General features: G+C 73.6%; 19 protein-coding genes and 1 pseudogene. 10 read left to right on the top strand and 10 right to left on the bottom strand.

The annotated features are described in order from the left end of the window. The coding region (locus OUY22_RS18995; RefSeq protein WP_270156361.1) for a PucR family transcriptional regulator at window positions 1-877 on the top strand (877 nt) is incomplete at its 5' end. A gap of 19 nt (window positions 878-896) precedes the next feature. On the opposite strand, the gene OUY22_RS18990 is transcribed toward OUY22_RS18995, so the two are convergent. Next, window positions 897-3,722 (bottom strand): AfsR/SARP family transcriptional regulator, encoded by a 2,826-nt coding sequence (locus OUY22_RS18990; protein WP_270156360.1) that lies wholly within the window; start codon window positions 3,720-3,722, stop codon window positions 897-899. A gap of 462 nt (window positions 3,723-4,184) precedes the next feature. Here OUY22_RS18990 and OUY22_RS18985 point away from each other — a divergent pair, with 462 nt between their 5' ends. From OUY22_RS18985 to OUY22_RS18970, 4 genes are all read left to right on the top strand, one after another. Next, window positions 4,185-5,468, top strand: coding sequence for a helix-turn-helix domain-containing protein (locus OUY22_RS18985; protein WP_270156359.1), 1,284 nt, complete (start codon window positions 4,185-4,187; stop codon window positions 5,466-5,468). Window positions 5,469-5,512: 44 nt separating this feature from the next. Beyond that, a complete protein-coding gene (locus OUY22_RS18980; protein ID WP_270156358.1) occupies window positions 5,513-6,106 on the top strand; it encodes a copper resistance CopC family protein in 594 nt (197 codons plus the stop codon). After that, a complete protein-coding gene (locus OUY22_RS18975) occupies window positions 6,103-8,073 on the top strand; it encodes a bifunctional copper resistance protein CopD/cytochrome c oxidase assembly protein (protein ID WP_270156357.1) in 1,971 nt (656 codons plus the stop codon). The genes OUY22_RS18980 and OUY22_RS18975 overlap by 4 nt, the downstream gene beginning before the upstream one ends. Before the next feature lie 176 nt (window positions 8,074-8,249). Next, a complete protein-coding gene (locus OUY22_RS18970) occupies window positions 8,250-8,639 on the top strand; it encodes a sensor histidine kinase (protein WP_270156356.1) in 390 nt (129 codons plus the stop codon). Here the strand turns inward: OUY22_RS18970 and map are convergent. Beyond that, window positions 8,626-9,474 (bottom strand): type I methionyl aminopeptidase, encoded by an 849-nt coding sequence (gene map / locus OUY22_RS18965; RefSeq protein ID WP_270156355.1) that lies wholly within the window; start codon window positions 9,472-9,474, stop codon window positions 8,626-8,628. The genes OUY22_RS18970 and map overlap by 14 nt on opposite strands. 23 nt (window positions 9,475-9,497) lie before the next feature. Between map and OUY22_RS18960 the strand changes: the two genes are divergently transcribed. Then, on the top strand, window positions 9,498-9,683 hold the full coding sequence (locus tag OUY22_RS18960; protein ID WP_270156354.1) for a hypothetical protein: 186 nt from the start codon (window positions 9,498-9,500) through the stop codon (window positions 9,681-9,683). A gap of 50 nt (window positions 9,684-9,733) precedes the next feature. Here the strand turns inward: OUY22_RS18960 and OUY22_RS18955 are convergent, their stop codons facing one another. Further along, entirely contained in the window at window positions 9,734-10,003 is a 270-nt protein-coding gene (locus OUY22_RS18955) for a CBU_0592 family membrane protein (RefSeq protein ID WP_270156353.1), read from the bottom strand. A gap of 71 nt (window positions 10,004-10,074) precedes the next feature. Between OUY22_RS18955 and OUY22_RS18950 the strand changes: the two genes are divergently transcribed. Next, on the top strand, window positions 10,075-11,061 hold the full coding sequence (locus OUY22_RS18950; RefSeq protein WP_270156352.1) for a LysR family transcriptional regulator: 987 nt from the start codon (window positions 10,075-10,077) through the stop codon (window positions 11,059-11,061). A 93-nt stretch (window positions 11,062-11,154) separates the two neighbouring features. On the opposite strand, the gene OUY22_RS18945 is transcribed toward OUY22_RS18950, so the two are convergent. Further along, a complete protein-coding gene (locus tag OUY22_RS18945) occupies window positions 11,155-11,733 on the bottom strand; it encodes a hypothetical protein (RefSeq protein WP_408638179.1) in 579 nt (192 codons plus the stop codon). Window positions 11,734-11,862: 129 nt separating this feature from the next. On the opposite strand from OUY22_RS18945, the gene npdG reads away from it, so the two are divergent. Continuing rightward, the gene (gene npdG / locus OUY22_RS18940; protein WP_270156350.1) at window positions 11,863-12,534 is read left to right on the top strand and encodes an NADPH-dependent F420 reductase; all 672 of its coding nucleotides are present in this window, start codon (window positions 11,863-11,865) and stop codon (window positions 12,532-12,534) included. Between the two features lie 45 nt (window positions 12,535-12,579). After that, on the top strand, window positions 12,580-13,293 hold the full coding sequence (locus tag OUY22_RS18935) for a MerR family transcriptional regulator (RefSeq protein WP_270156349.1): 714 nt from the start codon (window positions 12,580-12,582) through the stop codon (window positions 13,291-13,293). 19 nt (window positions 13,294-13,312) lie between these two features. Here OUY22_RS18935 and OUY22_RS18930 read toward each other — a convergent pair. The 6 genes and pseudogenes from OUY22_RS18930 to OUY22_RS18905 all read right to left on the bottom strand — a co-directional run bounded on the left by OUY22_RS18930 (window position 13,313) and on the right by OUY22_RS18905 (window position 19,144). Further along, window positions 13,313-13,917, bottom strand: a pseudogene (locus OUY22_RS18930) (response regulator transcription factor). Further along, window positions 13,914-14,999, bottom strand: coding sequence for a sensor histidine kinase (locus OUY22_RS18925; RefSeq protein ID WP_270156348.1), 1,086 nt, complete (start codon window positions 14,997-14,999; stop codon window positions 13,914-13,916). Before OUY22_RS18925 ends, OUY22_RS18930 begins: the two are co-directional and overlap by 4 nt. Further along, a complete protein-coding gene (locus OUY22_RS18920; RefSeq protein ID WP_270156347.1) occupies window positions 14,996-15,727 on the bottom strand; it encodes an ABC transporter permease in 732 nt (243 codons plus the stop codon). Before OUY22_RS18920 ends, OUY22_RS18925 begins: the two co-directional genes overlap by 4 nt. Then, window positions 15,724-16,611, bottom strand: a complete 888-nt coding sequence (locus OUY22_RS18915; protein ID WP_270156346.1) for an ABC transporter ATP-binding protein — start codon at window positions 16,609-16,611, stop codon at window positions 15,724-15,726. Before OUY22_RS18915 ends, OUY22_RS18920 begins: the two co-directional genes overlap by 4 nt. A 45-nt stretch (window positions 16,612-16,656) precedes the next feature. Then, window positions 16,657-17,343 carry an alpha/beta hydrolase gene (locus tag OUY22_RS18910; protein WP_270156345.1) on the bottom strand — a complete coding sequence of 229 codons (687 nt, stop codon included), beginning with the start codon at window positions 17,341-17,343 and terminating at the stop codon, window positions 16,657-16,659. Window positions 17,344-17,500: 157 nt separating this feature from the next. Next, on the bottom strand, window positions 17,501-19,144 hold the full coding sequence (locus OUY22_RS18905; RefSeq protein ID WP_270156344.1) for an aminotransferase-like domain-containing protein: 1,644 nt from the start codon (window positions 19,142-19,144) through the stop codon (window positions 17,501-17,503). Window positions 19,145-19,203: 59 nt separating this feature from the next. On the opposite strand from OUY22_RS18905, the gene OUY22_RS18900 reads away from it, so the two are divergent. Continuing rightward, a complete protein-coding gene (locus OUY22_RS18900) occupies window positions 19,204-20,376 on the top strand; it encodes a trans-sulfuration enzyme family protein (protein ID WP_270156343.1) in 1,173 nt (390 codons plus the stop codon). The last annotated feature ends 20 nt before the right edge of the window (window positions 20,377-20,396 follow it).

Below are 20,396 nucleotides of genomic sequence, written 5' to 3'. Positions count from 1 at the left end.
GGGCCACCGGGCCGCCGGCTGGCTCCTGGCCTGCGACGGCGACCTGCTCGACCGGGCCGACCTCGGATACGAGCTGGCGGCCTGCGTCGCGCTGGAACGCAGCCGGATGGAGGAGGGGCGGCGGGTGGAGCGCCGCCTGGCCGGCGAGCTGCTGTCCGCCGCGCTCGCCGGGGCCGACGCGGCGGAGCTGAACGCCCGCTTCCGCACCTGCGGCCTGGACGTCGCCGAACCGTACGCGGTCGTGAGCGCGTCGGTCCCCAGGCCCGGCGCGACCCGCGGCCCCGACCCGGCCACGCTCGGCGGGCAGGTGCTGGAGGAACTCCTCGGCCGCGAGATCGTCGCCCCGCCCGGCGCCGACGGGGCGCTGGCCGTGGTGCCGCTGCGCGGCCACGACGTCGCCGCGCTGGCCGCCCGGCTCCGCGCCGGGGCCGAGATCCTGTCCGCGCTGCCGGACGTCCGCGTCCGCCTCGGCCTGAGCGCCGCGCTGACCGGCGCGTCCGCCCTGCGCGGCGGCATCGAGGAGGCCGGTCACGCCCGGCGGCTCGCCCAGGCCCGCGGCGGCGGGGTGGTCACCTCGGACGAGATCTACACGCACGCGCTGCTGCTGGCCACCGTCCCCGGCGACGTACGCCGCTCGTTCGCCCGCCGGCTGCTGAGCCCGCTGCTCGACTACGACGCCGGGCACCAGTCGGAGCTGGTGCGCACGCTGGACACGTTCCTCGACTGCGCGGGCTCCTGGAACGCCTGCGCCGAGCGGATGCACGTGCACGTCAACACCGTGCGCTACCGCATCAAGCGGGTGGAGGAGCTGACCGGCAGGAATCTGTCCACGATGGCCGACAGGGTCGACCTCTATCTGGCGCTGCGGGCGGGGTGACCAGCGCCGTCCCCGTCGCTCACACGCGCACCGCAGGGACGCCGACCAGACCGTGCACCATCCGCTGCTCGCTCTCCGCCGCCCCGCGCCACTTGGCGTTCTCCAGCGCGGCGGCCAGCGGCACCGCCTCGGCGACGTACGGCAGGGCGGCCTGGGCGTCATCCCGTGCCCGGTGCGCCCTGGACAACAGGACGAGGCACTGCAGCACGCCGAGCCGGTTGCCGTGGGACCGGTTCGCCGCCAGGGCACGCTCCAGATGGCCGGCGGCCGCGGCCGGGTCGCCCTCGTCGAGGCAGACCTCGCCGAGGATCAGGAGCACATTCATCGCCTGGCCGGTGTCGCCGATCCGCTCGGCGGCGGCCAGCGCCGCCCTCAGGTGCCGGCGAGCCTCGGCCGGGCGGCCGAGTCCCTGACAGGCCCGCCCCAGCATCATCAGCGCGTAGCGCACGCCGACGGCGGCGCCGATGCCGCGGGCCAGGGCCAGTTGCCGGCGGGCATGGTCGAGCGCCTGCTCGTACAGCCCCTGCTCGTTCGCCTGGTTGGCCAGATTGCCCAGCGTGCGCTGCTCGCTGAAGCGGTCGCCCAGCTCCCCGGCCAGGACGAGCTGCGCCTGCAGGTGGTCCATGCTCTCCGCCTTCCCTTGCATGAACAGGCCGCAGGAGAGGTGGCCGTGCGCGTGATAGGCGCCGAGCCGGTCGCCCAGCCGTTCGCAGAGCTCCAGCGCCTGCCGGTTCAGCGTGATCAGCGGACCCGGCTCGTGCGCGTAGTGCTGGTACCAGAAGAGCGAGAAGCACAGCGCCACGCCGAGCCTGGCCAGCTCCGTGTGGGGGCTCGACATGGCCTGGGCGGCGGCGGCGACCAGGTTGGCCTCCTCCCCGGCCAGCCAGGCGATCGCCTCGTCCGGGCCGCCGACGGAGTGCGGGACGGCGTCGACCTCGGGACCCTCCGCCTGCACCCGGTGCGGGTCCATGGTGATGACGGCCAGCCGGGCCGAGGCGATGTAGTAGCTCAGCGCCCGGGTGAGAGGCGCGGTCGCGTCGCCCGGCGCCATCTCGGCCGCGAACAGCCGGACCAGGTCATGAAGCTGGTAGCGGCCGGGATCGGCGCGGTGTTCCAGCAGGTGCGCGTCCACCAGGCGTTCCAGCGCCCGCTCGGCCTCGTCCGGGCCGGCGCCGAGCAGCGCCGCGGCCACCACCGCCGTCACGTCGTGCAGGTGGAGCAGGCCGAGCAGGCCGAGGGCGCGGGCGGCCAGCCGGTCGACCGGCCTGGCGCTGCCGGCGAGGGCGCTCCAGCTCGCGGCCAGGCTGGCCCGTACCGCGAGCTCGCCCGCCTCCAGCTCGTGCAGCCTGCGGCGCTCGTCGCGCAGGCGGTCGGTGAGCGCCGACACGCTCCAGGTCGGGCGGTCGGCCAGGCGCGCGCCCGCGATGCGCAGCGCTAGCGGCAGGCCGTCGCAGAGCCGGACCAGGCCGGCCGTCTCCTCGGGGTGCGCCGCCATCCGTTCGGCTCCCGCCAGCTTGGCCAGGACCGTGACCGACTCCGACAGTGACAGCCGGGGCAGGTGGAGCTGGACGCAGTCGTCGCCGGCGGCGAGCGTCTCGCGACTGGTCACCACGACCGCGGTGCCCGAAGGAGCGTGGATGAGCGGCAGGATCTGCCGGAGCCCGGCCGCGTCGTCCAGCAGGACGAGCGTGCGCCTGCCCGCCAGCGTGCTCCGCCACAGCGCCGCCGCCTCGTCCACGTCGCCGGGGATGGCGTCGCCGTCGACGCCGGACGCGCGCAGGAAGCGGCCCAGCACGTCCAGCGGATCGAGGCCCGGCAGGCCGACCGTCGCCCCGCGCAGGTTGACGTACAGCTGGCCGTCGGGGTAGCGGTCCTTGACCAGATTGCCGATCCGCACCGCCAGCGCCGACTTGCCCACACCCGGCGGACCGGAGATGACCACGAGAGGGTGCGGAGCGGCGCCGTCCCACGGCGCGAGCAGCCCTTTCAGCCGGATGATCTCCGCGGCCCTGCCGACGAACCCGGTCAGGTCCCTGGGCAGCTGGCGAGGCAGCGGGGACCGCCCGCCGCCCAGCCGATCGGCCGTCCCGCCGGCGAGCGCCAGCTGGCGGGCGCGGCGCAGCGCCTCTCCCGGCTCGGCGCCCAGCTCCGCGCGGAGCACCCTGCGGCTGTCGTCGTAGATCACCAGGGACTCGGCGGGCCTGCCGCACCGAAGCAGGGCCAGCATCAGCAGCTCGCGCGGGCGTTCGCAGAGCGGGTGGCGACGGATCATGGTCCGCAGCGGCGTCAGCGCGTCCTGCGGGCGGTCGAGCCCCAGCAGCGCCTCCGCCCGGAACTCCTGGGCGGCCAGACGCAGCTCGGTCAGCCGGTCGCGCTCGCCTTCGGCGAAGGGCCCGGGCACACCCGTCAGCGCCTCACCGTGCCACAGGCCGATGGCCTCGTCGAGGTCGGACAGCACGCCCGCGTAGTCGCCGCGTGCGAGGGCGCGGCGGGCCCGGTCGACCCGCTCGGTGAAGACGAGGGCGTCGACTCGGGAGGAGTCGAGCTGGAGCCGGTAGCCGCCGGCGCCGCCGGCCAGCAGCCTCGACGGCTCGCGCCGCCCGCGGGACGGCTCCAGCACGTTCCTGAGCCCGGCCACGTAGGTGTAGACGCTCTGCTCGGCCGTCCTGGGCGGGGCGTCGCCCCAGATGCTGTCGATGATCCGGAGCATCGGCACCACCCGCCCGGGACACGCGGCGAGGACCGCCACGAGCGCCTGTCTGCGTGGTGAGCCGAGATCGATCCACGCGCCGTCACGCGCGGCGGTGACCGGCCCCAGGAGCCGGATGACGACGCCGTCGGCCAACTGACTCTCCCCCCGTGCGCGGACCACGACGGGCGTGACCTGATCACGGGCGGGAACGTGGCCGATCAGGCCCACATGGCGCCGTCTAGAAGAAATGTAGACGCGCCGCCTACGATGACCCCTCGTGGGGCTAGGGGGACATCCGACGGGGCGGCAGGGACGGGGACGCGGGATGCCGTCGGCCCGAGGGCGCGATCACACGGCGGGCGCCGCACCGGCATGGCGACCGCGTCGCCGCTCTCACCATGCTGGGTCAGCAGCAGAGATCGTCGCTCAGGAAAGCTGTCGAGACTGAGACGGGGGCAGACGATTCCGCGTTCGCAGCCGTACTATTACCCCCGACGGCCACCACGGCCCCGAGCAAGGCAATGAGTGCGGACATGGTGAGGCGCGTGCGCATGGGGGATCTCCCTCGCGGATCTGGAACTTGCTTGGAACTTATCATTTCAGGGAGCGGCGACCGTGACCACATCTGATCTAATCGGACTCCGGATAAAGACGGTGCGGCGGCAGCGCGGTCTGTCGCAGGCGCAGCTCGCCCATCCCGAACTGTCCGACAGCTATGTCTCCTTGATCGAGAGCGGCAAGCGCACTCCCACTCCAGCCGTTCTGGAGCTGCTGGCGCAGAAGCTCGACTGCTCACTCTCCTATCTGGTCAACGGTGTCACGGCCGAGCAGATGGAGGACATCGAACTCGCGCTCGGCTACGCCCGGCTGGCGCTGGAGAACGGCGAGGTCGCCGAGGCCCGCACACGCTTCACCGAGCTTCTCGCGGACAATAACCTGACAGGTTTGACGGACCTTCGTCAAGAGACCGAATTCGGGCTGGCCCTGGCTGCCGAGGCGTGCGGCTCCCGCGAGGAGGCGATCACGATCCTTGAGCGGCTGCGCGGCGAGGGCCTCGCGCCCGAGCGTCAGATCGAGATCGCCATCGCCCTGTGCCGCATCAACCGGCAGAGCAACCGGCTGAGCGAGGCCGTCGAGATCGGCGAGAGCTTCCTGAACAGCGCCAGCCGGCCCGTGTGGTCCGACCTCATGGTCGAGCTGGGCGCCACCCTGCTGGCCGCCTACCTCGTTCGCGGCGACCACCTGCGTGCCCGGCAGTTCGCCGCCGAGCTGCTCAACGCCGCCGAGGCGCTCGGCTCCCCCCGCGCCATGGCCGCGGCCAACTGGAACGCCGCCTTCACCGCCGACTACACCGGCCACCGGGAGGAGGTGCTCGTCTTCGCCGAGCGCGCCCTGGCGCTGATGGGCGAGACCGACCACCCGCGGCTGCTGGCCAAGATGCGGGTGGCGTACGCGCAGCTCAAGCGGCGGGTGCACCCGGAGGAGACGGCCTCGGTACTCGACCACCTCCACCGCGCGGTCAGGGAGCAGGAGCAGAGCTCCACCAGCGTGATCGACCGCGCACGGGCGCGTACCGAGCTGGCGCACGTCGCGTTCGTGACCGGCAACCTCGACAAAGCGCTGGAGCACGGCCACGCCGCCGCCGACCTGCTGTCCGACACTGCCGTCGCCCAGGTGCCGCAGGCTCACCTGCTGCTGGGCAAGGCCCACAGCCTGCGCGGCGACGCCGCCGAGGCCGACCGGCACCTGCGGGTAATCCGTGAGGCGCTGGAGCCGATGCCGTCGTCCTTCCAGTCGGCCGGCGCCTGGTACGCCACAGCCGAGACCCTGGAGGAGATCGGCGACGCCGAGGGCAGCGTCGACGCCTACCAGCGCGCGCTGGCCTGCGCGGGTCTCTGATCGGGGTACGGACCGGGCAGGGCGCTCGGTAGCCTTGAGGTGCCATGAAGAGTTCCCCGCTCGCGGCCGTCACCGCGATCCTCGCCGCGCTGCTGGTCGTCGTCACCGCCGGGCCCGCCCTGGCCCACGACGCGCTCAAGAGCAGCAACCCCGCCAAGGACGCCACGGTCAAGTCCGTGGACGAGGTCAAGCTGGAGTTCACCGGCAAGATCCGCATGCCCTTCGTGAGCGTGCGCGGTCCGGGTGACACCCAGCACCAGTCCGGCGACCCGGAGGTGGACGGGCGGGTGGTCACGCAGCGGCTGAAGGGCGAGCTGCCCGACGGCGACTACACCATCGCCTACCGGGTCGTCTCCTCCGACGGCCACCCGATCGAGGGCGAGGTGCCGTTCACCGTCAAGGGCGCGAGCCCGTCACCGAGCGCGACGCCGACGCAGAGCGCGTCCCCGGCCGGGAGCGCGACGGCCCAGCCGACCGACCAGCCGGCCGCTCCCGAGCCGGCCGGGTCGCAGCCCGCTCAGGAGGTCTCGGCGGAGGACGACGCCGCAGCCTTCCCCGTCTGGCTGCTGATCGTGGTCGGCGCGCTCGTCGGCATCGGCATCGGGTTCCTGCTGAGCGCGCGGAAGAAGAAGCCGTGACCAGGGCCGCGCGTCTCGCGCTCGCGGCGGCGGGGGCGGCGGTCGCCGCCCTCGTGATCGCCATGATCGTCGGCGGCGCGGCGTTCCCCAGGATCATCCTCGGCGTGCCGTCGTCCGGAGTCGTGACCCGATGGGGGCTGCCGATCTCCAAGCTGGCCATGGACGTGGCCGGCGTCGCCACGGTCGGCCTGCTGCTGGCCGCCGCGTTGCTGCTGCCCAGCGACAAGGGCGTGCTCGGCAGGACCGCGCAGAGTTACGTGCGCGCCGCCTCGTGGGCGGGGCTCGCCTGGGCCGCGGCGGCCTTCCTCACCATGGTCTTCAGCGTCTCCGACGTGTGGGCGCGGCCGGTCCCGCAGATCCTCAACCGCAGCTTCCTGGTCGGCTACGCCACGCAGGAGAGCCCCGGCATCGCGCTCACGCTCGTGGTGCTGTTCGGGCTGTCGATCGCGCTGTTCTCGCGCGGCGTGATCACCGTCGGGGCGACGGCGGGGCTGCTGCTGCTCGCGCTGGTCACGCTGACGCCACCGGCGCTCACCGGCCACTCCGCCTCCTCGCCCAACCACGGCCTGGCCGTCACCTCGGTCACGCTCCACCTGCTGACGCTGGCCCTGTGGGTGGGCGGGCTGGCGGTGCTCGCCCTGCACGCCGCGCTCAAGCAGCCGCAGCTCGACGTGGTCGCCGGCCGTTTCTCCCGGATGGCGGTGTGGATCTACGCCGGGGTGGGGCTGTCCGGCGTGTTCAGCGTGCTGGCGCGGCTGACGTCGCTGTCCGACCTGTGGACCTCCAGCTACGGCGTCCTCGTCGTGGCCAAGATCGTGGCGTTCGTGCTGCTCGGCTACATCGGCTGGTGGCACCGCCAGCGCACCCTCGTCGACCTCGACGCGGGCCGCCCGCGCGCGTTCGCCCGGCTCGCGGGCGGCGAGCTGCTGCTCATGCTGGCGACGATCGGGCTGGCGGTGGCGCTGGCGCGCACCCCGCCCCCGCCGGTCACCCTGCCCGCCGACCGGGCCTTCGACCTGCTCGGCTACCCGGTCCCGCCGCCGATCTCGCTGTCGAACATCTTCACGCTGTGGTGGTTCGACCTGTTCTTCGCGCTCCTGGCCGCCGTCCTGGCCGGGCTGTACGGCGCGGGCGTCGTACGCCTGCTGCGGCGCGGCGACGCCTGGCCGTGGGGCCGCACCGCGTCGTGGTACGCCGGCGTGGTCATCCTGACCTTCGCCACCCAGAGCGGCGTGGCCCGCTACGCCAAGGTCATGTTCGACGTCCACATGATCGAGCACATGACGCTGGCCATGATCGTGCCGATCTTCCTGGTGCTCGGCGCCCCCATCACGCTCGCGCTGCGCGCGCTCAAGCCCGCCACCCGGCGCGGCGACCGCGGGCCGCGCGAGTGGCTGACCGCTATCCTCCACAGCGGGTACGTGCGCGTCATCTCCCATCCGGGCATCGCCACCGCGATCTTCATCGCGTCCACCTACGCGCTCTACTTCACGCCGCTGTTCGAGGCCGCCATGGAGGAGCACCTCGGCCACCTCTTCATGATCGTTCACTTCCTGGTGAGCGGCTGCCTGTTCTTCTGGGTGGTCATCGGGGTCGACCCCGGCCCGCACCGGCTCCCGTACGTGGGCAGGCTGCTGCTGCTCTTCGTCACCATGCCGTTCCACGCGTTCTTCGGCATCGCGCTGATGATGACCGGCACGCTCATCGCGCCGGGCTGGTACGAGCAGCTCGGCCGGACGTGGGGCGGGCCGTTGCTGCAGGAGCAGCAGAACGGCGGCGCCATCGCGTGGGGGTTCGGCGAGATCCCGACCCTCATCGTGCTGCTGGCCATCGCGGTGCAGTGGTACCGGAGCGAGGACCGCAAGGCCCGGCGCGACGACCGCTCCGCCGCCCGCTCCGGCGACCCGGAGCTCAGCTCGTACAACGACTACCTCGCCAGGCTCAACCAGCTCGACAAGCGCGAGTAGCCGATCGGGTAGGCCCTGCTATCCGCCCCCGGCACGCCGTGCGAACGCCGGGTAGCCTTTCCGACAGGGGGCGGCGCGAGCCTGCCGTGGGGCGGCGTTCCGCGTTCTCGACGCCGGCGGTCCGGCCGGCGCGCTCGGCCTCAGGAAGGCGTGGACCGGTGACGGAAGAGACGCGTATGCGCGGGGAGGAAAGCCTGGCCGAAGCGCTCGAAGGCCACCTGGCCGAATGGTCGCGGCGTACGGGGATCACGGTCGAGGTCTGGGCGCTGCCGGACGCCGACGTGCGGCCCCGCGTCGCGAAGGGGGTGCTGGCGGTGCTCGCCGACGCGCTCGACAACGTCGAACGGCACAGCGAGGCCACGACGGTGTCCGTCGCCGTCACGGCGGCGCCCAGCGGTCTGCGGATGACGGTGAGCGACCACGGCAAGGGGGCCCGGCCGCCGCTGACCGGCCGCGGCATCGCCCGCATGCGGGCCGCGTTCGCCGGGCTCGGCGGCTCCCTGTCGGTCAGCAGCGTGCCCGGCGAGGGCACCACCGTGTCGGGGGTCGTGCCTAGGGCGAGGTGAGGATCTCGCTGCCGGTCTCGGTGACCAGGATGGTGTGCTCGAACTGCGCGGTGCGCTTACGGTCCTTGGTCACCGCGGTCCACTTGTCGGGCCAGATCTCGTAGTCGATCGTGCCCAGCGTCAGCATCGGCTCGATCGTGAACGTCATGCCCGCCACCAGCTCCACCCGGAGCGACGGGTCGTCGTAGTGGGGCACCATCAGGCCGGAGTGGAAGGTGGTGCCGATGCCGTGACCGGTGAAGTCGCGCACCACGCCGTAGCCGAACCGCTTGGCGTACGCCTCGATCACCCGGCCGACCACGTTGAGCTGGCGGCCCGGCGCGACGGCCTTGATGGCCCGCATCATCGCCTCGCGGGTGCGCTCGACCAGCAGCCGCGACTCCTCGTCGACCTCGCCGACCAGGAAGGTGGCGTCGGTGTCGCCGTGGACGCCGCCGATGTAGGCGGTGATGTCGACGTTGACGATGTCGCCGTCGCGCAGCACGGTGTCGTCGGGGATGCCGTGGCAGATCACCTCGTTGATCGAGGTGCACAGCGACTTGGGGTAGCCCTTGTAGCCGAGCGTGCTCGGGTAGGCGCCGTGGTCGATGAGGAACTCGTGGCCGATCCGGTCGAGCTCGTCGGTGGTGACGCCGGGCCGCGCGTGCCGGCCGACCTCTTCGAGCGCCTGGGCGGCCAGGCGGCCGGCGACCCGCATGCGCTCGATGATCTCAGGGGTCTTCACGTCCGGCTCGCCGGTCTTGGGGCGCTTCTTGCCGACGTACTCCGGCCGCTCGATGTGGGCGGGAACCTTTCGCATGGGCGAAATTCGGCCGGGCTGGAGCAGTGTCGTCATGAAACCCGAGTCTACGGGGCAGAATGGAGCTCGTGACCGATGGCCAGTGGTGGTTCTGCCTCAAGCACATGCGGGTCGAGCCCGACGCGGGCTGCCCCAACAAGGACCGGATGGGCCCGTACGCGTCCGAGCAGGAGGCCGCGGGCGCACTGGAGCGCGCGGCCGATCGCAACAAGGCGTGGGACGAGGCCGACGAGCGCGACGACTAGCCACGCGCGCCGGTGCTCGTCCCGAGGCGGGGCGGTCACCGGCGCGGGGCTCAGGTCGGCGACCATCGCCGGCGGTTCCGCGCGAGGCGGGCCAGCTTGACCAGGGCGACCACCCCGATGGCGGCCCAGACCAGGTTGAGTCCGGCGGACGGCCAGGCGTCGTTGTACGCGCTGTTGATCATGAGAGCGACCGAGCCGACCAGGTTGATGAGCTGATACCGGAGCCCGTCGCCGTTCAGACGGGCGGAGGAGACCAGGGCGTAGCCGGCCAGGAGCAGGGCGGCGCCGAGCCAGCCGACGGCCTCAAGGAGCAGATCCATGCGGTCATTGTCCGGATTCACCGGATCGGGCGGTAATCGAGGGCCCCGAGTGCCCGCGTAAGCTCAGCTCTGTGGACATCGACCCCCGGCGGTTACGCGTGCTGCGCGAGGTCCACCTGCGCGGCGGCGTCATGCGAGCGGCCGAGGCGCTGCACCTGACCCCTTCGGCGGTCTCCCAGCAGCTCGCCCACCTGGAGCGGGAGGTCGGGCTGCCGCTCCTCGACCGCTCCCAGCGCCGCATCTCGCTCACCCCCGCGGGCCGGGTGCTCGCCGGGTACGCCGAGCGCGTCGAGGAGGAGCTGGCCGAGGCCAGGCGGGAGCTGACCCGCTTCACCGAACGGCTGGCCGGGCCGGTCCGCATCGCCGCCTTCCCCACGGTGATCCAGCACGTCCTGGTGCCGGCCCTGCGCGATCTCGCCGTCCGGCACCCCAAGCTGGAGCCCGCCATCCACGAGGTGTTCGGGCCGGGGGCGCTGCAGGAGCTGCGGCTGGGGGCCGTGGACGTGCTCATCACCGAGCAGGACATGAGCCGGCCCGTGCTCGCCCAGCCGTCCCTGGTCACCCGGCCGCTGTTCGTGGACGAGTATCGCGTCGTGGTGCCGCCCGACTGGCCCGAGCCGCCCCGGCACGTCTCCGAACTGGCGGACGTGCCCTGGGTGGCGAGCGAGCCGCACCTGGCGTGCGGGCAGGCGCTGGACCGGCTGGCCGGGCTGCACGGGTTCGAGCCGCGCAAGGTGCACGTCATCACCGACTTCGCGCCGACGCTGGCGCTGGTCGCCGCCGGGGTGGGGGTGGCGGTCGTGCCCACGCTGGCCCTGCTGGACGTACGGGAGGGCGAGGTGCTCGTCAGCGACATCCGCGACGTGGGCGCCCGCCGAATCGACGCCGTCACCCGGGTGAGCCGGACCCGGTCGGGCGAGCCGGACCCGGTGCAGGCCGTGGTCATCGCCGCCATCGAGCACGCCACGGCCGAGCTGGAGTCCTCGCTCAGCGCCCGTCTCGGCCCGCCGCGGGACAAGGTCGCCGGCCCCGCCGGCGCCGGACCCGCGCCCAGGTGACGGCGCCGGACCCGCGCCGAGATGGGTACGCGCCCAGGTGACGACGCCGGACCCGCGCCGAGGCGGGCCCGCGCTCAGGCGAAGGCCGTCGCGCTAGTCGGTCAGGCGCGGGCCGCTCACCTTGTCGAGCAGGCGGGCCAGCCGCTCGCGCAGCCCCGGCTGCTGGGCGATCTCGCCGGCGGCGGCGCTCACCAGATGCTGGGCGCCGTCGAAGCTGATCGGCGCGTGCTCGGGGACGGCTATCGCGTCGTGCGCCAGCCGGGCCAGCTCCGCGTCGCCGCTCTCCAGGGCCAGGACGGTGGCGCCGGTGCGGCGGGCGTCGTCGATCCGCTCCAGCAGCGGCACCGGGGCCTGCTGCCCGGCCACCACGAACAGCGTCTCGCCGCGCGCCGCCCGCTCGATCCGCTCCAGCCCCACGCGCAGGTGGGCGGGGGCCCCCGGGGGCGGGGACCAGCGGACCAGGGTGGGCGCGAGCTGCGGCAGCCCCGACAGGCGGGCCTCGTCGGCGAGATGCGCCGTCAGATGCCAGGGCTCGTCGCCGGGCGTGCCCACCAGCAAGAGGCCGCCGGGAGAACGGGTGGTGCGCAGCGCCCGGCCCAGCTCGCGGGTGCGCTCCACCCACCCGGTCGCGGCGAGGACTTCACGAAGGTGCGCGACCGCCCCTGCATCCATGACTCCCATCGTGCCGGACGGGCCGCGGCGGCGGTGAGGCTTTCGCCCTGGCCTGACGGTGCGGGTGTGGTGACCTTCCCGGCCGGGGGCGTGTCGGGCAGCCGTACGCCTGCTGGCATGATGCGTCGTATGACTGACGTGAGCGGGCTGACCATCGGCATTCTGGGCGGTACGGGAGACCAAGGAAAAGGGCTGGCCCGGCGGTTCGCGCTGGCCGGGCTCAAGGTGCTGATCGGTTCGCGCAGCGCCGGGCGGGCGCAGGAGGCGGCCGACTCCCTCGGGGCCGGGGCCGGGGCCGGGGCCGGGGTCGTCGGAGCGGAGAACGCCGTGGTGGCCGCCGAGGCCGACCTGGTGATCGTGGCGGTGCCCTACGACGGGCACAAGACGCTGCTGGAGTCGCTCGCCCCGCAGCTCGCCGGGAAGATCGTGGTCGACTGCGTGAACCCGCTCGGCTTCGACAAGAAGGGCGCCTACGCGCTGGCCGTCGAGGAGGGCAGCGCCGCCCAGCAGGCGGCGGCGGTGCTCCCCGACAGCCGGGTGGTGGCGGCGTTCCACCACGTCTCGGCCGTCGTGCTGCTCGACCCCGCGGTGGAGAAGGTGGACCTCGACGTGCTGGTGCTCGGCGAGGACCGGGAGGCGACCGACACCGTGCAGGCGCTGGCCGGCCTGATCCCCGGAGTGCGGGGCGTCTACGGGGGCCGCCTGCGCAACGCCTTCCAGGTCGAGGCGCTGACCGCGAACATCATCTCGGTCAACCGGCGCTACAAGGCCCACGCCGGCATCCGCATCACCGACATCTAGCGGCTGCTCCCGGCCGGTGCGCGGACTCTCGGAGCGGAGGCGGGGGTGACGCGCGCCGCCCGGCTCCGGCCCAGCGACCTCGCGCGCGAGCACGGCCTGTCCGCGCAGGCCGTGCGCAACTACGAGGACGACGGGATCCTGCCTCCGGCCCCGCGCGACGGCCACGGTTACCGGCAGTACACGCCGGTCCACGCCCAGGCCCTGCGCGCCTTCCTCACGCTCCGGCCGGGGTTCGGCCACCAGGGCGCCGCCGCGATCCTGCGGGCCGCCAACGCCGGCGACGAGGAGGCCGTACTCCGCCTCGTCGAACGGGGCCACGCCGACATGCTCCGCGATCGGGCCACCCTGGACGAGGCGGCCGCCGCCCTGGCCGCGCTCGCCCCCGTTCCCGGGGACGACCGGCCGGTGCGCGGGGCGCCGTCCGTCGGCGCCCTCGCCCACCAACTCGGCATCCACCCGGCGACGCTGCGCACGTGGGAGCGGGCCGGCATCCTGCGCGCCGAACGCGACCCCGCGACCGGCTACCGCCGCTACCCGCCCGCCGCGGTCCGCGACGCGCACCTGGCCCGGCAACTGCGGCGCGGCGGCTACCCGCTGAGCCAGATCGCCGCGGCCGTCGCCAGGGTGCGGGAGGCCGGCGGGGTCGGCCCGCTGGAGGAAGCGCTGGACGCCTGGCGGTCGAGACTCCGCCTGCGCGGCCGGGCCATGCTCGACGGCACGGCCGAACTGTCCACCTACCTCCGCCTGCGCGGCCTGTGACCCGGCGGGGGTCGCGGTGTCAGAGCCAGCCGGCGTCCTGGGCGATACGGACGGCGTCGATCTTGTTACGGGCGCCCGTCTTGGCGATGGCTCCGGTCAGGTAGTTGCGCACGGTGCCGGGGGAGAGGTGCAGGTGGGAGGCGATCTCCTCCGCCGTAGCGCCTCGGGCGGCCTGCGTCAGTACGGTCGACTCACGGGGAGTCAGCGGGCTCTCGCCATACGCCATGGCGGCGGACACCAACTCCGGATCGAGCACCCGCAGCCCCGCCGCGGTGCGCCGGATGGCGTCGGCCAGCCGGTCCCCGGGCGCGTCCTTGACCAGGAACGCCTCGATGCCGGCCGCCAGCGCACGTGGCCGGGCCGGCCGAGCGCCGTCAGCACGAGGACGCGGCAGTCCGGGAGCCGCTCGCGCAGCTCGGCGGCGGCGGTGATGCCGTCGACGACCGGCAGGTCGATGTCCACGATCGCCACGTCGGGGCGGGTCCGCAGGGCCGCGGGCACGATCTCGTCGCCGCGCGTGACCTCGGCCACCACGTCGATGTCGGACTCCAGACGCAGCAGTGCGGTGAGGGCGGCGCGGATCATGTGCATGTCCTCGGCCAGCATCACCCGGATCGCCGTCATGCCGGCACCTCCATCACCAGCAGGAACCCGTCCGCGTCGCCGCGCCCGGTGGCGAGGGTGCCGCCTGCCTGGCCGGCCCGCTCGGCCAGGCCGGTCAGGCCCCCTCTGCGGACGACGGGGCCGTCCGGGACGCCGTCGTTGGCGATCTCCAGGCGCAGCCGCCCGCCGCGGTGGGACGTGGTGATCGTGCAGGTGGTGGCACGGCTGTGGCGCACGATGTTGGTGACGGCCTCCCGAACGGCCCAGGCGAGCGCTTCGTCCGACGGCTTCGGCAGCCTTACCTCGGACAGGTGGGTCTGGCAGCGCACTCCGGACGTCTCCAGCAGCGCCACCGCCCGGCGCGTCTCCTCCATCAGCGACAGCTCCCGATAGCCGCGCGCCACCTGCCGCACGTCCTGTGCCGCCTCCCTGGCCACCTGGACCAGCTCCGTCACCTCGGCCCGCGCCGACTCCGGGTCGCGGTCGAGCAGCCGACCGGCCAGGTCGCCCTTGAGCGCGATGGCGGTGAGGCTGCGGCCCAGACCGTCGTGCAGGTCGCGGGAGATGCGCAGCCGCTCCTTCAGCACCGCGGCCTCGGCCAGCTCCGCCCTGGCCTCCTCCAGCTCGACGGCGAGCCGGGCCAGCCGCACCAGCGTGTAGATCATGGCCCCGGTGATGGGAACCGCGAGGCTGAAGAAGAAGGACACGATGGCGAAGGGCAGACCGGTCCAGGTCGCGTACGTCCCGTACAGCGTCATCGCCGCGACGAGCGGCGCGCCCCAGCGCAGCGGCAGGAGCACCAGTACGCTTCCCGCCAGCATCGGCGCAGCCACCGACGAGTAGCCGGACGGCAGCAGGCCGTCGGGCACGTAGGTGACGAGAGCCTGGAGCACCAGCGTGAGCGGGAACAGGGCGGGCCGCCTCCCGCCCAGTCCTGCGCGCATGTTCACGTAGTGCAGGGCCACCACAGTCAGCATGATCGCCGTCGCCGTCAGCCCCAGCAGCACGCCGAACTGGTAGTAGAGCAGCCCGAGCAGCGTGTAGGCGATGGCGACGCCGGTGAGCAGGCCGCTCGCCACGCGCCGGGCGGAGGTGGAGGTCACGACGTCGATGATGAGCGCCTCGGTTCCCACCGGAACCAGAGCCTCAGGCTCACGACCCCGATCACGGTCCACACCGCCAGGTTCAGCACGGGCGCCAGCACCTCGCCGTGGCGCACCGCGTCGGCCACGGCGGCGGTCGGCAGCAGGTCCAGCGCCGTCCGGGCGAAGGACGGCAGCGGGATGGGCCCCATCACCCCCGCGCCCACCCCCGCCAGCAGGAACACCGGCATGGCGAACGCGGCCGACAGCTCGGCCCGCGGGATGACGGCCGTGTACGCGGCGGCCAGCAGCGCCATCACCACGGCGCCCGTCACGACGGCGGCCGCGAACAGCGGTGGGTTCGCCGGCAGCGGCACGCCGGCCAGGACGCGGACCGCCAGCGTGGACAGCCCGACGAGGAGCACGGTCTGGGTCACGACGCCGGCGAGCTGTCCGGCGAGGATCTGGCCGTCGGTCAGCTCGGTCGTGCGCAGCCGCTTGAGCACGAGCTGGTCGCGGCGCATGGTGAGGGTGACGACCGTGGTCATGAACGTGGTGATGGCCAGCACGACCGCGATCATTCCGTGGAAGACCTGGGTGGCGGCGGCTACGCCCTCGGGGGCGACGTTCCGCATGAGGACCGGCATCCCGATCGTCAGCCCCACCGGCGTGACGACCGAGCCGACGAGCATGCCCCGGTCTCTCCAGAACAGCCGGGTGCCCAGCCGGTACGTGGCCGCGAAGGTCATCGCCCGCTCCCGGACAGGTCGAGGAAGAGGTCTTCAAGAGTAGCGGTGCGAACCTCCAGGCCCGCCAGCCGCAGCCCCCGCCCGGCGGCCCAGCTCAGCAGCGCCTGGGCGGCCAGGTCGGGGTCGCCGGCGCGGCACACGGCCAGCTCCCCGTCGAACGTGACCGGCAGTGGCAGCTCCCCGGGCCCGACGCCCGCGGGCAGCCGGAACGCCACCCGGCCGCGCAGTCCGGCCAGCGTCTCGGCCATGCCCCCGGCGGCGACGATCTCGCCCTCGTCCAGGATCGCCATGGCGTGGGCCAGCCGCTGCGCCTCTTCCAGGTAGTGGGTGGTAAGCAGGATCGTGGTGCCCTGCCCGGCCAGCTCGCGCACCACCTGCCAGGTGTCCAGGCGCGCCCGCGGGTCCATGCCCGCGGTCGGCTCGTCGAGGAAGAGCACGTCGGGCCGACCCAGCAGGGCGAGAGCCAGGTCGAGCCGCCGCTTCTCCCCGCCCGAGAGCTGGCGCACCCGGGTCGTGGCCTTGCCGCCCAGCCCGGCCAGCTCCAGCGCCTCGTCGCGGGGGCGCGGCGCCGAGGTGAAGTCGCGCCAGATGTCGACGGTCTGCCTTACGGTCAGGTCGGGGAAGAACCCCGCCTCCTGGAGCATGATGCCGGTACGTCGCCGTACCGCCGCCCGGTCCGACACCGGGTCGAGGCCGAGCACCCGCACCGAGCCGCCGTCAGGGCGCTGGAACCCGGCCAGCAGCTCCAGGGTCGTGGTCTTGCCCGCCCCGTTCCTGCCGAGCAGGGCGAAGATCTGTCCGTGAGGCACCTTGAACGAGATGCCCTTGACCGCCTCGAAGGCGCCGTAGCGCTTGCGCAGCGTGTTCACCAGGATCGCCGTCATGCCCACGACTCTCCCGGGCAGGGGCGCGCGGCGGCAGTGAAGGATTCACGATCTGCGGGAGAGTTTCAGCAGCGCGGTGGTCACGGCCTCGGGATCGGTGAGCTGGTGCAGGTGACGGCCGGGGATGCGCAGCACCGGCCAGCCGCGCTGCCGCGCCCGCTCCGCCACCGTGTCGTACGGCGGGCCGAACCACAGGCACGAGCAGCGCACCGCGTCCCAGCCCGCGGGCACCGGCACCGGGTCGGTGTAGAAGCCGAGCGGCAGCCGCGGCTGCTCCGCCACCACCCGCTCGCGCAGGGCCGGGTCGGGCGGGAGCATGGGCGCCACGTCCTCCTCGCTCCACCAGTCGGTCCAGCGGGGCAGCACGCCGCTCTCCCCGGCCAGCTCGCGCAGGAACGGCAGGAAGCCGTCCTGCCCCGGCTTGACCAGCCCGCGCTCCGGAGGCAGGTGGGCGTCGGCGAACACGCACGCGACCACCCGGTCGCCCAGCCCTTCCTTGATCACCGGCACGAACAGCCCGGCGTTGCTGTGGGCGGCCAGCACGATCGGGCCCTGCGCGGGCGCCGCGGCCCGCACCGTCTCCACCACGCGCGGCCAGTGGGGCGGGTCGCCCGCGGTGACTCCGGTCAGGTCGGGCACCACCGCCGCGTGGCCCCGGCGCTCCAGCGCCGCGGCCACCGGCCCCCACGTGGACGGCCCCACGCTGGGACTGTGTACGAGCACGAACGTCATGCTCCCCACCTTGCCGTACGCGGACGCCGGCTCGCCGCGATGTCAGCTCCTGGCGGACCCGCCGAGACACCCCGCCAGCCCCGCGCCGAGCACAGCCGGGAAGCCGGGCGGTCGGGCGGTCGGGCGGTCGGGACGAGGCTCATCTGGGGCATCACCGTCAGACGACGAGAGTCGGTCGGGAGGGCGGGCGCTCGACGCCGTCGTAGGCCCGCCAGGCCGCCGCCAGCGCCCGCACCGCCGCCGACAGCTCCGCCTCGGGGAACAGGAAGTGCAGCCGCATCCGGTCCGCCAGCCCGCCGAGCGGGTCGAACGACCGGCCGGGCGGCACCGCCACCCCGTGCCGGAGCGCGACCTGGGCGTAGGAGTCGGCCTCGCCGCGCGGCAGCCGTACCCAGATCGTCTGCCCGCCCCTGGCCGGCTCGAACGACCAGGACGGTAACCGGTCGCGCAGCTCGGCGCACAGGTGGTCGTGGCGGGCGCGCAGCACCGGCAGGCGGGCGTGCTTGATCTCGTCGAGGCGGCGCAGCAGCGCGGTGGCGGCGAGCTGGCTGACTACGTCGCCGCCGAGGTCGTGCACGGCGCGGAGCCTGGCGAGCCGGGCCACCAGCGGGGCGGGCGCCCTGATCCAGCCGATGCGCAGGCCGCCCCAGACCATCTTGCTGAGCGACGCGACGGTGATCACCTGCTTGCCGGAGGCGTAGGCGGCCAGCGGGGCCGGGGTCTCGCCGTCGAAGCAGAGCTCCGCGCACACCTCGTCGTCGATCACCGGCAGGTCGTGCTCGGCGGTGAGCGCGGCCACCCGGCGGCGGGTGCGCACGTCCATGATCGTCCCTGTGGGGTTGCTCGCGGTCGGCACGGTGTAGAGCAGCGCGGCGCGTTCCCGCGCGGCCCGTACGAGATCGATCGGGGCGAGGCGGCGGCCCGAGGCGACGGGGGCGGGCACCGCGGACAAGAGGCTCCCGGCGTCCAAGCCCCCGCCCAAGGAGGACTCGCCCAGGGAGGCTCCACCCAGGGAGGCTCCACCCAGGGAGGACTCGCCCAGGGAGGACTCGCCCAAGGGGGGCTCGCCGAGGGAGGACTCGTCAGCGGGGGACTCCTCGGGGCGGGCCAGGGGGTCCAGGAGGACCGGGCGGACCGAGGCCGCGGCCTGTCGGAAGACCTCCAGCGCGCCCGGGTACGTGGGCGACTCGGTCAGCACCCGGTCGCCGGGCGACACCAGCAGCCCGGCCAGCAGGGTGAGCGCCTGCTGAGCCCCGGTCGTCACGATGATCTCCTGTGCGGTGGTCGGCAGGCCGCGCCTGCGGTAGTAGGCCGCCACCGCCTCGCACAGGTCCGGCTGGCCGGCGGGCTGGTAGCCCAGGTCGCGCATGCCCGCCAGGCGCCCGGCCGCCTCCTCGTACGCCTCCGCCAGCTCCGGGGGCGGCTCGTCGGGGGCGGCGCAGGTCAGCAGCATGGCCCCGTCGGGCGGGTGCAGGATGTGCAGCAGCAACGGGTTCGTCGTCACCCCGTCGGAGGTGCGGAGGCCGGGCAGGTCCAGCTCGGCGACCCGGGTGCCGCTGCCCTGCCGCCGCAGCACCCGCCCTTCCCGCTGGAGCAGCTCGTACGCGGCCACCACGGTCCCTCTGCCGACCGCCAGGCGTCCGGCCAGCACCCGGTCCGGTGGCAGCGGTTCGCCGGGGTGCAGCACGCCGTCGTCGATGAGCGCCCGCAGCCGGGCCGCGAGCAGCAGGTAGAGCGGCCCGCGACCGGACGCCCAGCGGCCGAGCAGATCGACGAGGTGGTCGGTATTGGCCCCATTCATGGACCAATATTGTGGGATTGGCCCTGATCTCGCACCACTTTCCCGGAGATCCTGCATACATGACCGACTACCGCCCTGAAACCCGCACGGTTCACGTTCCCCACCCCGTGATCGAAGGCAGCCGCCCGATCACCGTGCCCATCTACCAGACCTCCGGGTTCTCCTTCGACGACCCCGAGACCATGGCCGACGGCATGAGCAGGCCCGACGGCCCGTTCTCCTACGGCCGCTACGGCAACCCCACGGTCCGCTCCCTGGAGCAGGCCGTCTCCGGACTGGAGGGCGGCGTCGCGGGCGTCGCCACCGGCTCCGGCATGGGCGCCATCAACACCGTGCTGCTCGCCCTGCTCAAGCCGGGTGACCACCTGATCGCCCAGCGGGCCCTGTACGGCGGCACCGCCGGCATGATCAACAAGCTGGTCTCCCGGTACGGCGTGGAGGTCAGCTACGTGCCCGAGCACGACCCCACCGCGCTGCGGGCCGCCGTCCGGCCCGAGACGAGGCTCGTCTACCTGGAGACCATCGCCAACCCGATGGGCCAGGTCGCCGACCTGCCCGCGATGTGCGGGGTGGCCCGCGCACTAGGGCTGATCAGCGTGGTCGACAACACCTTCGCCACGCCCCTGCTGTGCCGCCCGATCGAGCACGGCGCGGACATCGTGGTCCACTCCACCACGAAGTACCTGTCCGGGCACACGGACGTGGTCGGCGGCATGGCGGTCTTCGCCGACGACGCGCTCCACCGCGAGGTCTGGGGTTTCGCGAACGAGCTGGGGCCCACGCCCGACCCGTTCGCCGCCTGGCTCAGCCTGCGCGGGATGCAGACGCTGGCGCTGCGCATGGAACGCCACTGCGCCAACACCCGGCTGCTCGCCACCCGCCTGGCGGAGCATCCGTCGGTGACCGCCGTGCACTGGCCGGGGCTGCCCTCGCACCCGTCGTACGAGGTGGCGGGCAAGCTGCTGCCCGACTTCGGCGGCGTCTTCGCCTTCGACCTGGCGGGCGGGCGCCCGGCGGGGGAGAGGTTCATGCGGTCGGTACGGCTCGCGCTGGTCGCGCCCTCGCTCGGCGGCGTCGAGACGCTCATCCTGCACCCGGCCACCACCTCGCACCGCTCGCTCAGCGCCGACGAACTGGCCAGGCACGGCATCGGCGAGGGCACGGTACGGGTGGCCGTGGGCATCGAGCACGCCGAGGATCTCTGGGCGGACTTCGAGCAGGCGTTGACGTAGCCCTTAGGCATTGAGGAAAA

The sequence above is a fragment of the Nonomuraea corallina genome (assembly GCF_027620315.1).
GTDB lineage: Bacteria > Actinomycetota > Actinomycetes > Streptosporangiales > Streptosporangiaceae > Nonomuraea > Nonomuraea corallina.
The sequence above is the reverse complement of the archived record's forward strand: the minus strand, read 5'-3'. Positions and strand labels throughout refer to the sequence as shown.

Excerpts from the sequence above, each read along its gene's own strand:
- OUY22_RS18980 (WP_270156358.1), top strand. The coding sequence starts at position 5,513 with ATGAAGAGTTCCCCGCTCGCGGCCGTCACCGCGATCCTCGCCGCGCTG.
- OUY22_RS18970 (WP_270156356.1), top strand. The coding sequence starts at position 8,250 with ATGCGCGGGGAGGAAAGCCTGGCCGAAGCGCTCGAAGGCCACCTGGCC.
- map (WP_270156355.1), bottom strand. The coding sequence starts at position 9,474 with ATGACGACACTGCTCCAGCCCGGCCGAATTTCGCCCATGCGAAAGGTT.
- OUY22_RS18960 (WP_270156354.1), top strand. The coding sequence starts at position 9,498 with ATGGAGCTCGTGACCGATGGCCAGTGGTGGTTCTGCCTCAAGCACATG.
- OUY22_RS18955 (WP_270156353.1), bottom strand. The coding sequence starts at position 10,003 with ATGGATCTGCTCCTTGAGGCCGTCGGCTGGCTCGGCGCCGCCCTGCTC.
- OUY22_RS18945 (WP_408638179.1), bottom strand. The coding sequence starts at position 11,733 with ATGGATGCAGGGGCGGTCGCGCACCTTCGTGAAGTCCTCGCCGCGACC.
- npdG (WP_270156350.1), top strand. The coding sequence starts at position 11,863 with ATGACTGACGTGAGCGGGCTGACCATCGGCATTCTGGGCGGTACGGGA.
- OUY22_RS18920 (WP_270156347.1), bottom strand. The coding sequence starts at position 15,727 with ATGACCTTCGCGGCCACGTACCGGCTGGGCACCCGGCTGTTCTGGAGA.
- OUY22_RS18915 (WP_270156346.1), bottom strand. The coding sequence starts at position 16,611 with ATGACGGCGATCCTGGTGAACACGCTGCGCAAGCGCTACGGCGCCTTC.
- OUY22_RS18910 (WP_270156345.1), bottom strand. The coding sequence starts at position 17,343 with ATGACGTTCGTGCTCGTACACAGTCCCAGCGTGGGGCCGTCCACGTGG.
- OUY22_RS18905 (WP_270156344.1), bottom strand. The coding sequence starts at position 19,144 with ATGAATGGGGCCAATACCGACCACCTCGTCGATCTGCTCGGCCGCTGG.
- OUY22_RS18900 (WP_270156343.1), top strand. The coding sequence starts at position 19,204 with ATGACCGACTACCGCCCTGAAACCCGCACGGTTCACGTTCCCCACCCC.